We start from the raw sequence: 12224 nt of genomic DNA, 5'->3' as shown, positions 1-12224 counted from the left end.
TTACCTTTGCTACTGAGCTGGCTAGCTGACAGAATACACCTATATAATAACTATGGCCTTTCCTCGCTCTGCGAGAATTATGAGCGAACCAGGGTTAATCAGATACTTGTTGTATTGATGCCAGTTAATGATGGCGTTAAGCGACGTGTCCACGATGCAGACTTGAAAAGGATAGTGGTGATCAAATCACCGAGTCCTCAGTTAGTGCCATTCAGGCTGTATTGAATTGGGTAATAATGCCCATTTAATCTATAAAATCAAGTTGTCTTTTCATATTTTCCACACATATATTCGTCAACCCTTTGTTGATAACTCTCACTCCATATAGCATCCCTCTCACGCTCACTATCTGTAATTTTCCCACCAGGCAAGTCAAATGTGATTCTCAGACATCCATACCACCGTCTCAAACTCATATATAACTCAATTTCCTCAGGTTCAGAATACGCAGAAACTCCATTTTTCTCATATGAACTTTCCATTTTCTGGTTAACCCAGTCGATAACAGGATCTAATATTTCTTCTAACCTGCCAGCATCCTTACACCGGTCTAACCATGCATAAATTTCGTCCGTATTATTAGGGTATTCCAGGGCATGCCCCGTCTGATACGTTTCACTGATAATTCCAGTAAACTCACCATATCGACAGCCAGTGATATAATCTATATGAGAACCATAAAATTCAAACGTAGATTTAGAATCTCTAATTACTGGCCTGCCACCATAAATCCCTCGACTCGCATTTTTTGCAAATGCATTCCGTATTAGACGCTGCTGCTTGTCAGCCCATAACCTGAAATCAACAACCTCATTTTCACTCAAACTGTCAATACGACTAAAATCAGAATTTATATCTACTGTGGCCACAACCATGCTAGATATAGACCTCTCCCCTCCAACATCATTTTTTTTAGATATACTTTTTGAAAAAATCACTTTTATACTATCACCACACTGTCTCAATTTTGCCGTTGTCATGATAAACCTTTGTTGTTGTAATTATAACAGTTAATATCATTTATAATTATGATAGCTCAATGAGAAATTTTCACAAGAAAAAAACATACATTTCTCTTGTATAATATAAATTTTATCATTGTCATCTTATCTTAATATTTTCATCTAACATGACATGCTCAAGATTATTTGGATTGAGTCGCCATTGCAATCCACGATCTAAATCTTTTTTTATTTCAAGATAATCTCTAGACTCTATCAGGTTATGGTCAACCGTCTTTTTATTATTATCAATCAGTGATACTGATTGCCACTCATTATCGATTGGTTGTTGATCCCCCTCAACAATACATAGCTGCATCATAGGAGAACAACCAAAGATCGCATGAATTATCTTCTTTATCATTTCAATAAATGATTCTACTATAGCTGACATAATCGATGTATATTCAAGAGTCCCGCCGACTGCAACATTAACAAACTCTTTTTGACTTATAAAAAATCGATATGGTATACACACTCGATATTTATCTCCATTCGTATATACAGATAAGTCATGATGGTAGACCCCTTGTTTTTTAAGACCACGAACACACTGAACTCCTCGCGGTGTAATCATCATTGAAACAGAAATATCTAACTGTTTAGCTCCTCCTATCCCGAGGGCAATGTTATCTATTGATGTATAACTAATACCATATCGTTCGATAAGTCTGTTAAAACTGAATTTAGTTTTTTGTATAGCTGAGCCAGAATGCCAAACATTCCCATCTCGAGAAAATTTTATACCATCGGGGATTCCTGATTCATCTACTGTAGCCTGGACATATACCCCGCATCTAGCCAGTTTGACAACTAAATCAGTCATCGTTTTAGGTTTATTGTATAAAATCGTACTATTAAGCTTCCCTCTGATATAAGAAATATCATCGTTAGAATCATGCACCCTTAATAATGGAGTAACGCAGTCAAGTCCTAGTGCAACATTATCACGCTCTGGGACATAACTGATTTTCTCATGGGTCTGTAATGCCCGCCATGTAAACCTAGTTTTTTTTATACTACTGCCACTTAACCACTTATTACCATCAACTGAGTAGCGAATTCCATTGGGTAACCCATTCAGATCTTTGCATATCTGTGTAGCTACCCCAACATTCCTAAGCCTCATGACAAAATCAGACATTGTTGAAGGTTTACTTGTCTTATATATAATCTTTAGCTTTCTTCGAATTGTTTCAGCATGATCCTCAAATTTGTGTTTTTGGCTGATTCTCAACAGCACCGGTTCTGTTTTAGAATCCTTGTTGAAACTTTTATCAGCATCTATATTGATGCTTAGGCCAAATTCTCGCTCTATAATTCGAGCCGCCCTCATTGCCATATGATAATCATTATGTTGGTTAATGCTGCGACCGTTAGATAAAATGCTGGATGAAACAATATGCATATGTTGGCATTGAGAATCGTTATGGATGGCACCACACCAGACTACAGAGCAATCGTATCCTAGTTGTCGTAAAAGAATCTCTCCAGCATTCTGCCACTGCTGATCTGATAGAGTCTCCTGTGGAGCCAAACTAATAATATAGTGACAACAATGTGACTCATTTTTACCCCTGCATTGAGCCGAGCGTTCTAGAAACTCAGACTCTAATAAATCTATATTAACATTCACCACATCCCCAGTAATTACATATGGATCACGTTGAAATGTAGACCCGCTGATGAATCTGACATTTAACTTCCCCTGCTCATCATGCAGTTTATGCTCATGACTATCACCACGAAATACATAGTTCAGCCTAGCCCTAAAGGATTTTGTCTTTTTTTTAATTTTTGTTATCGTCATCAACTGCCAAGCCTCATAGTATTATTATTTTATCTTTTCTATCATTTGGTTGATCAGTTGCTGAGTAGATGACAAGGTAATGATTAGCTGTGAGTAATCCTTACCAATACTACTATTTATCAAAAATCCATTTATGTTTTTACCTAGTCGCCTTAATTCATACAATGCTTGGTCATCAATTTCACTAGGATTCTTAACTATGAAACGACCATCGTTAAGAAATCCGACAATCATTTTCCGCATGCAAGAGGAAAGATTAACTCTCTCATTACGCCCCTTAAATGCATTGTAAAAATGCTTAAACTGTTTTTCAGTTAGACCTATTTTAATAAAATGAGTCACTTTCTCATCTTGTTTTTTTGGTGGACGACCACCGCGACAGTTTGGTTTTTTTCTCGTATCTTTGCTTTCATTCATGGTAGCACCGTTGTTGTTATTGTTTTTATGCTGGAGTAACACTGCATTATCTGAAGAGAATTTTGACCGCGCAGAACCCATTGGGTTTGAGCACGTACATCCCCCATTAGCGCAGAACCCGCAGGGTTTGAGCTATGTGGGGCGGGCTTATTTGACCATGAAAACTCACGAAGTGATGTTTTGATGGTCAAATAATATAGCTCGCGTGTTCCTTCTCTCTCTACTTAATATTAAACCGTCTCAGGTAAAACAATCAACACTTAAAATAAATAAAGCATTGATTTTCATTGCGAGTGATAGTGCATTAATTAATTACTACATTAAGTAATGCCTGTAGTAATAATTCTATTCACTACTTATCACATATGAATTGCGAAAGTCGATTTAGTAATAATCTGGATTACTAACTCTGATTGACAAGCACGAGGCCATAAACAAACTGAATATGCTGGGCCCGCCTGTCAGAAGGCCCTGAATGTAGCTGTCACCTGGGGCTGGAGAAGTCATTACTGGATCGCTGATTTGGGCATAGATGGTCGCCCCCAGTTTGCCAAGCTAATATGCTGTGGTGGTTTACGGGTCATCAGTTGCAGCCATAGATCCGGACTTTTCTGAGGTGATGAAACACCTCTGTCCCTGATGGAATGTGCTGATGGAGGCCTCTATCAACAACGCGCTCTCTCAAGAGCCTTGCCTAAACCGGGTTTTCCCCATCACGGTCTGACCTGTCCTGCCATCACTTCATACTTGCCTGAGCAATCGGTGGTGTTTTTTCTGTCTCACTGGCTCAGAAGCTTAAATGCTCATCACTGGCGCACAGTACTCCTGGTCTTTGGCCAAGAGCGCCCACACAATCCGTGCATTCTTGTTGGCCAATGCTACCGAGGCAATGTTGTTATTCCGGCGCTCCAATAGCCGACTGGCCCAGCCCGATACAGTATCCTGTTTACGTTTGACTGACTGCAACACCGCCCTGGCGCCATGGATAAGCAAAGTCCGCAAATAGGTATCGCCTCGTTTGCTGATCCCTAGCAGTACTTGCTTACCACCACTGGAATGCTGGCGTGGCACCAAGCCAAGCCAGGCCGCAAGTTGTCTGCCATTCTCGAAATTGTTGGCGTTGCCGATAGTCGCAATCAACGCACTGGCAGTGATAGGGCCGATGCCAGGGATCTTACCGATACGCTGGCATAGCGCATTTTGCTGATGGCACTGCTCAATCTGCTTGTCGAGCGTAGCCACAACATCAAACAAGTACTCCATATGTTTCTGTAACAAACTCAATTGCACGCGAAACAGGCTGGGTAACGAATTATCGGCATCCTCCAGAATCTCCGGTAACCGTTGCTGTAGTTGATGGATCCCTCGGGGCACGATGATGCCAAATTCAGCCAATAGACCCCGGATTTGATTGGCTTGTGCAGTCCGCTGCTTGATGAATCCCTGACGGCTCCGATGAAGTGCCAGCACTGCTTGCTGTTCAGGGGTCTTGATAGGCACGAACCGCATGTTGGGTCGAGTGACGGCTTCGCAGATTGCTTCTGCATCAGCAGCATCATGTTTGTTGGTTTTGACATAGGGTTTGACGAACTGGGGAGCCATCAGTTTGACGCGATGACCCAATGCGCTCAGCTTGTTGGCCCAAAAGTGGGCAGAGGCACAGGCCTCCATGCCGATCAAACAGGGTGGGATATTGGCAAAAAAGGAGGTCATTTGTGAACGCTTGAGTTGCTTGTTGAACAACCGCTTACCGTGCTCGCCCACCCCGTGAACCTGGAATACCTCTTTTGCCAAATCTATGCCGATTGTCGTAGCCTTCATGGTGGTCGCCTCTCTCATCAGTGGGAACGTACATTCGCCACTTTGGCACTTCAGATGCCGTTTTGGGTAGGGGCGACCATCCCATTAACAACGCCCTCCATCGCCATATCTGAACTAGTAGCGACCCTAGAGGGCTGAACTATTGAGGATGTTCCGAATCGTGGTATCAGGAAACAACGCTAGGATCATCAGCAAGCTGCGATTCATTTTGCCGGTCGCAATCAACGGCAGTACTGGACTGCTTGATGTAGGTCTCCCGCACATGCTGGCGGCCGAAGATGGCTTGAAGACTTAGAGGCAGAACTCGTAACCGAGGCCCCTGTCGTTGATGAGCGCATCATCTTCATCTCTCAGGAAAAGACACAAAATATCGTGTATTGAAACCTAATATGGCAGGTCAAAAAATACACACATCACTTCTTCCTCTTTCCTGCTCATCAGGTATAATCCGCCATCTTTTTTTGCATCAGTGACCAGCGACCCCCTATGACTGTCAACCGTTTTGACCCCAGCTCAGACAGCCTGACGCCTGCAACCACGCAGGCTCAGCCATTGGACAACCAACCTGTCCAACAAGCGACTTCCAGCATTATTAGGTCTCATCCCCCAAGGATTGGTTTTGTGAGCTTGGGATGCCCCAAAAACCTGGTCGATTCCGAACGCATCCTGACCCAGCTGCGTACCGAAGGGTACGACGTGGTGCCCAGCTATGACGATGCGGAGCTGGTGGTGGTCAACACCTGCGGCTTCATCGACAGCGCGGTGCAGGAGTCCCTGGAAGCCATCGGCGAGGCCCTGGCCGAGAACGGCAAGGTGATCGTCACTGGCTGCCTGGGTGCCAAAGAGAACCAGATCCGCGAGATCCACCCCAAGGTGCTCGAGATCACCGGTCCGCACGCCTATGAAGAGGTGCTGGGCCACGTCCACAAATACGTGGAAAAACCCACCCACAACCCCTTCACCAGCCTGGTGCCGGCCCACGGCGTCAAGCTGACCCCGCGCCACTACGCCTATCTCAAGATTTCCGAAGGCTGCAACCACCGCTGCACCTTCTGCATCATCCCCTCCATGCGCGGGGATCTGGTGAGCCGCCCCATCGGCGAGGTACTGGCCGAGGCCAAGCGCCTGAAAGAGGCCGGCGTGAAGGAGATCCTGGTGATCTCCCAGGACACCTCCGCCTACGGCGTGGACGTCAAGCACCGCACCGGTTTCTACGACGGCATGCCGGTCAAGACCAGCATGGTGGCCCTGTGCGAAGAGCTGGCCAAGCTCGGCATGTGGGTGCGCCTGCACTACGTCTACCCGTACCCGCACGTGGATGACGTCATCCCCCTGATGCGCGACGGCAAGATCCTCCCCTACCTCGACATCCCGCTGCAGCACGCCAGCCCGCGCATCCTCAAATTGATGAAGCGCCCCGGCTCCGTCGAGCGCACCCTGGAGCGCATCCAGAAGTGGCGCGAGATCTGCCCCGAGATCACCCTGCGCTCCACCTTCATCGTCGGCTTCCCCGGCGAGACCGAAGAAGAGTTCCAGATGCTGCTGGACTTCATCGACAAGGCGGAACTGGACAGGGTTGGCTGCTTCAAATACAGCCCGGTCGAGGGTGCCAAGGCCAACGAGCTGCCGGATCCGGTGCCGGCCGAGGTGCAGGAAGAACGCTTCCAGCGCTTCATGGAGCTGCAACAGCAGGTCTCCATCCGCAAGCTGGCCCGTAAAGTGGGCAAAGAGATGCTGGTGCTGATCGACGAGGTGGACGAAGAGGGTGCCACCGGCCGCTCCGCCGCCGATGCCCCCGAGATCGACGGCCTGGTCTACCTGAACGGTGAGACCGGCCTCAAGCCCGGCGACATGGTCAAGGTCCGCATCGACGAAGCGGACGAGTACGACCTCTGGGCCAGCCTGGTGTAATAATCACGCCACTCCCCCTCAAAGCCAGTCGGTCTCACCGACTGGCTTTTTTAATGTCCGCCGCCCGTCAGGCTCTTGCATGCCCCCCTGTCATCCCCTGTCCCGCCCCTCATCACCGATCTCCCTCCCCTCCCTCTTTTCGCACGCGCCCGTGAACCAGCGCACACTTCTCTCCTGCCACATGAGCCGCTTGTTTCCTGCGCAAAAATAAGCCGTGTCAACGGGGAAAAAACGAGCACGATCCAGCTCACATTATCGTTGTCACAGGGAGTGGGAAGGTGACTTTTTACTTTGTGAGAATTAATGCAACTTTATAATTTAAAAGGATTTAAAATGCATTTTGACGATAATGACGTGCGCCGTGCAATTTTTACGATATCGACGAAATGAAGAGTTGTTGTTTTCCTGTTAATTCTGCTTTTCTAAGGGCGTTGGACGACACAACTACAAGGGTGCAAAACCTGACCAACAGCGAGGGCCGGTATCCAAGCATGCGATGTCGGTGCTCCATTCCAAAACCATGGAAGACCAATAAGAAAGGAAAAAATATGCTTGCCAAAGTATCCAAAATCGCAACCTCAGTCATGCTGGGAACTCTGCTCGCCGGTGCCACCGGCACAGCCATGGCCGCCGACAACAAGACGGTGCTGACCCTGGTTGCCCAGCAGGAAACCGCATGGGTCAAGAACTTCAACCCCTTCCTGCAAGCGGGTCTGCTCCACACCACCCGTCACTTCATCTATGAGCCGCTGGTGATCTTCAACGATATGCAGGGTGGCAAACCCGTCTATCGTCTGGCTACCCACTACGCCTTCAGCGATGATCTGAAATCCGTCACCTTCGACCTGCGCGAAGGGGTCAAGTGGTCCGATGGTGAAGCCTTCACCGCCGACGACATCCTCTTCTCCTTCAACCTGGTAAAGGCCAACAAGGCGCTGGACGAGCGCTCCATCTGGACTCAGATCAAGGGTGTCGAGAAGCTGGGTGACCACAAGGTCAAATTCGACCTGGCCGAGATCAACACCAACGTGGTGAACGACCTGGTGCTGGTGCCCATCGTGCCGGAGCATCAGTGGAAGTCGGTGAAAGACCCGGTGGCCTTCACCAACGACAAGCCGGTCGGGACCGGTCCCTTCACCGAAGTGGACAACTTCTCCGCCCAGCTCTACACCCAGTGCCGCAACCCGCACTACTGGGACAACGCCAGCCTCTCCATCGACTGCCTGCGCATGCCGCAGATGGCCACCAACGACCAGGTACTGGCCGCCGTGATGAAGGGTGACGTGGACTGGTTCGGCTCCTTCGTGCCGGACATCGAGCGTCTCTACGTCGGCAACGATCCGAAGAACAACAAGTACTGGTTCCCCGCCTCCGGCACAGTGGCGTTCAACGTCAACTTCCAGAGCAAGAACCCGGGCAACCACGAAGCCTTCAACGACATCAACTTCCGCCGCGCCTTCTCCATGGCCATGGACCGCCAGTCCATGGTGGACATCGCGGGCTACGGCTACCCCACCGTCAACGAGTACCCGTCAGGGCTTGGCAAGGCATTCGCCTCCTGGGACAACCCGGACGTCGAGAAGAAGTACGGCAAGTACAACAAGTTCGACCTGGAAGGGGCCAAGGCCCTGCTGAAACAGGCGGGCTACAAGGACTGTGACGGCGACAAGTTCCTCGACACCCCGAGCTGCAAGAAGATCGAGTTCAAGGTGCTGGTACCAAACGGCTGGACCGACTGGGTCAACACCGTCCAGATCGGGGTCGAAGGCCTGCAGGCCCTGGGCTTGAACGCCAAGACCGCCACTCCGGAAGCCACCGTCTGGACCGAGTCCCTGATCACCGGTGACTTCGACGTCGCCCTGCAGGGTTACTTTGCCGGTGCCAACCCGCACAAGTACTTCGAGACCGCCTTCCACTCCCGCAACATGGGTGAGCGCGGCAACCGCTTCGCGGCGCCCCGCTACAAGGATCCCGAGCTCGACAAGCTGATCGACGACTTCACCCAGACCGCCGATGCGGCCAAGCAGAAGGAGATCATGTTCGCCATCCAGGAGCGTGTCGGGGCCAACCAGACCATCATCCCGGTGTTCAACAACCCGACCTGGTACGAATACAGCACCAAGCGCTTCAATGGCTGGTTCAGTGCCGACAACCCGGTCGCCAAGCCGCAGGTACACCCGGACACTCCGGAGCGTCTGCTGCACGTGCTGTCACTCAAGCCAAACAGCTAATCACCCCGGCCCCCTGCGGGGGGCCCTCTTCCCCGCCATGTCTTCCATCCCCCGCACCTGCCGGGGTTGGGGGAGCTTTGCCCGGCGCGGGGCAGGCTTGCAGTAAAAGGTATCACCATGGGATTTATACTTAGACGCTTCTCCTTCTATCTGGTCGCCTTCCTGGTGGCCGCCACCATCAACTTCCTGCTACCCAGAGCCATGCCGGGGGACCCCGTCTCCGTCATGTTTGCCCGGGCCGGCGCCATGATGGAACCCGCCGCACTGGAAGCCCTCAAAGCCACCTTCGGTTTCGTGGACGGCCCCATCGGCACCCAGTTTCTCACCTATGTGAAGAGCGTCTTCACCTGGGATCTCGGCACCTCGGTGCGCTACTACCCCCAACCGGTTGCCGACGTCCTCGGCCGCGCCATCGGCTGGACCCTGTTCCTGGTGGGCACCTCCACCATTCTGAGCTTCTCCATCGGCTCCATCGTCGGCATCTTCGCCGCCTGGTACCGGGGCGGACGCATGGACAGCATCCTCTCCCCGCTCACCCTGGTGATGCAGGCCATCCCCCCCGTGGTGGTCTCCCTGCTCGCCCTCTTCCTGTTCGGAGTGAGCCTCGGCTGGCTGCCCATCGGCTACGCCTACAGCCCCGAGATCCCCGCCGATTTTGGCTGGGAGCACATCAAGAGCATCCTGCTGCACGCCATCATGCCGGTGGGCACACTGGCCGCCGTGCAGGTAGGAGGCTTTCTCATCACCATGCGCAACAACATGATCAACCTCCTGGGCGAGGACTACATCACCATGGCCAAGGCCAAGGGGCTCTCCAGCAACCGGGTGATCTTCAACTACGGCGCCCGCAACGCCGTGCTGCCCAGCGTCACCGCCCTCTCCATGGCGCTCGGTTTTGTCATCGGCGGATCCCTCATCACCGAGGTGATCTTCAACTACCCCGGCCTGGGACTGACCCTCTATCAGGGCATCCTGGCCCGTGACTACCCCCTCATCCAGGGGCAACTGCTCATCATGACCATCACCATGCTCAGCTTCAATTTCCTGGCGGACGTGCTCTACGTCTTCCTGGATCCCCGTCTGCGTACAGGAGGCAAATAAGATGCGTATGCCGACTATCTTGAAAATCCTGCTGGGCAACAAGAAGGCCGCCTTCGGCCTCGCCATCGTGGTCACCTTCGTGCTGATGGCCCTGTTCGCCCCGCTGCTCGCCAGCAACGAACCCACCAAGCGGGTCGCCCGCCCCCACCAGCCCCCCAGCGTGGAGCTGGTGATGGGTTCCAACCGCATGGGCCACGATCTCTGGGCCCAGTTCACCAACGGCGCCCGCATCTCCCTGATGGTGGGCTTCGGGGCAGGCCTGCTGGTGTGCGCCCTGGCCATCACGGTGGGCATCACCGCCGGCTACTTCGGCGGCGTGGTGGACGAGTGCCTCACCTTCCTGATGAACGTGGTGCTGGTGATCCCGAACCTCCCCCTGTTGCTGGTGCTGGCAAGCTTCATCGGAGAGGCCTCCCCCATGGTGATCGCCCTCATCATAGGGTTGACCTCCTGGGCCTATGGCGCCCGGGTCATCCGCGCCCAGACCCTGGCCCTGCGGGAGAAAGAGTTCGTCATCGCCGCCGAGGTGCTGGGTGAGCCGGCCTGGCGCATCATCCTGGTGGAGATACTGCCGAACCTCATCTCCATCATCGGGGTGAGCTTCATCGGGTCCATCATCTACGCCATCGTCACCGAGGCGACCCTGGAGTTCCTGGGCCTTGGCGACCCCACCGTCGTGAGCTGGGGCATCATGCTCTACAACGCCCAGACCTCGAGCGCCATCCTAGTGGGCGCCTGGTGGGAGATCCTGGCCCCCTGCTTCGCCATCGCCACCCTGGGGGCGGGCCTCGCCATGCTCAACTTCGCCATCGACGAAATCGCCAACCCGCAGCTTCGTTCCCACAAGGGCCTGCGTCGCTGGAAGCAGCTTGCCACTCCCATCACTGCTCAGGAGAAGACAGCATGAAGCCGCAACAACCCCTGCTGTCGGTGCGCCAGCTCTGCGTCGACTACATCACCGAGAGCGGCGACGTGCGCGCCGTCAATTCGGTCAGTTTTGACATCATGCCGGGTGAGGTGTTCGGCCTCGCCGGCGAGTCCGGCTGCGGCAAGTCCACGGTCGCCTTCTCGGTGGCGCGCCTGCACAAGCCGCCCGCCTACATCAGCGGCGGCGAGATCCTGTTCAAGGGAGAGAACATCCTCGCCTTCGACGACGAGCGACTGCGCAGCTACCGCTGGCGCCAGGCGAGCGTGGTGTTCCAGTCCGCCATGAATGCGCTCAACCCAGTGCTGCGCATGGAGGAGCAGTTCTGCGACGTGCTCTTGGCCCACAACCCTGGGCTGACCCGCTATGAAGCGATCAAGCGCGCCCAGGAGCTGCTGGAGATCGTCGACATCCACCCGAGCCGGCTCAAGGACTACCCGCACCAGTTCTCCGGCGGCATGCGCCAGCGGCTGGTGATCGCCATCGCCATGGCCCTCAACCCTGAGCTGCTCATCATGGACGAGCCCACCACGGCACTCGATGTGGTGGTGCAGCGGGAGATCCTGCAGAAGGTCTATGCCCTGAAAGAGAAGTTCAACTTCTCCATCCTCTTCATCACCCACGACCTCTCACTCATGGTCGAGTTCTGCGATCGCATCGGCATCATGTACGCGGGAGAGCTGGTGGAGGTGGCGCCGGCCAAGGCGATCCTGACCGCGCCCCTGCACCCCTATACCCGGGGCCTTGGCAACTCCTTCCCCCCCCTGCACGGGCCCAAGACCGTGCTGGAGGGGATCCCTGGCAGCCCACTCAATCTGCTGGAGGTGCCGGTGGGCTGCCGCTTCCAGGCACGCTGCGCCAAGGTGCACGCGCGCTGCCGCCAGGAATATACCCGGCTGGCCGAGATCCGGCCCGGCCAACAAGCTGCCTGCCACCTTCATGAGGCAGCAGAGGAACAACCGGATCTTCCGATCCATCTGGACAAGGCCGCTGGCTGTTAAGGATGT

The 12224-nt window shown here is 52.7% G+C and carries 9 protein-coding genes; 5 read left to right on the top strand and 4 right to left on the bottom strand.

The window, feature by feature from the left end; translation table 11 throughout:
* Nucleotides 1–257: 257 nt before the first annotated feature.
* From AB5Y93_RS02200 to AB5Y93_RS02185, 4 genes are all read right to left on the bottom strand, one after another.
* Entirely contained in the window at nucleotides 258–980 is a 723-nt protein-coding gene (locus AB5Y93_RS02200) for a hypothetical protein (protein ID WP_368228736.1), read from the bottom strand.
* A 121-nt stretch (nucleotides 981–1101) separates the two neighbouring features.
* Nucleotides 1102–2811, bottom strand: coding sequence for a hypothetical protein (locus AB5Y93_RS02195; RefSeq protein WP_202015444.1), 1710 nt, complete (start codon nucleotides 2809–2811; stop codon nucleotides 1102–1104).
* Nucleotides 2812–2835: 24 nt separating this feature from the next.
* Nucleotides 2836–3228: a hypothetical protein gene (locus tag AB5Y93_RS02190; protein WP_128297483.1), complete on the bottom strand. Its 393-nt coding sequence runs from the start codon at nucleotides 3226–3228 to the stop codon at nucleotides 2836–2838.
* 795 nt (nucleotides 3229–4023) lie between these two features.
* Nucleotides 4024–5049: an IS110 family transposase gene (locus AB5Y93_RS02185; RefSeq protein ID WP_104453241.1), complete on the bottom strand. Its 1026-nt coding sequence runs from the start codon at nucleotides 5047–5049 to the stop codon at nucleotides 4024–4026.
* Nucleotides 5050–5535: 486 nt separating this feature from the next.
* On the opposite strand from AB5Y93_RS02185, the gene rimO reads away from it, so the two are divergent.
* The 5 genes from rimO (at nucleotide 5536) to AB5Y93_RS02160 (ending at nucleotide 12218) form a co-directional block, all read left to right on the top strand.
* A complete protein-coding gene (gene rimO / locus AB5Y93_RS02180) occupies nucleotides 5536–6960 on the top strand; it encodes a 30S ribosomal protein S12 methylthiotransferase RimO (RefSeq protein ID WP_368228735.1) in 1425 nt (474 codons plus the stop codon).
* Between the two features lie 548 nt (nucleotides 6961–7508).
* Entirely contained in the window at nucleotides 7509–9191 is a 1683-nt protein-coding gene (locus AB5Y93_RS02175; RefSeq protein ID WP_010673906.1) for an ABC transporter substrate-binding protein, read from the top strand.
* Nucleotides 9192–9308: 117 nt separating this feature from the next.
* Nucleotides 9309–10292 carry an ABC transporter permease gene (locus AB5Y93_RS02170; protein WP_010673905.1) on the top strand — a complete coding sequence of 328 codons (984 nt, stop codon included), beginning with the start codon at nucleotides 9309–9311 and terminating at the stop codon, nucleotides 10290–10292.
* Between the two features lies 1 nt (nucleotide 10293).
* On the top strand, nucleotides 10294–11199 hold the full coding sequence (locus AB5Y93_RS02165; RefSeq protein WP_010673904.1) for an ABC transporter permease: 906 nt from the start codon (nucleotides 10294–10296) through the stop codon (nucleotides 11197–11199).
* Nucleotides 11196–12218: an ABC transporter ATP-binding protein gene (locus tag AB5Y93_RS02160; protein WP_368228734.1), complete on the top strand. Its 1023-nt coding sequence runs from the start codon at nucleotides 11196–11198 to the stop codon at nucleotides 12216–12218. Before AB5Y93_RS02165 ends, AB5Y93_RS02160 begins: the two co-directional genes overlap by 4 nt.
* Nucleotides 12219–12224: the final 6 nt, after the last annotated feature.

It is taken from the genome of Aeromonas sp. R10-1 (assembly GCF_040908465.1).
In the GTDB taxonomy this organism is placed as follows: domain Bacteria; phylum Pseudomonadota; class Gammaproteobacteria; order Enterobacterales; family Aeromonadaceae; genus Aeromonas; species Aeromonas caviae.
Note: the sequence above shows the minus strand (reverse complement) of the source record. Positions and strands in the feature narration are given on the sequence as shown.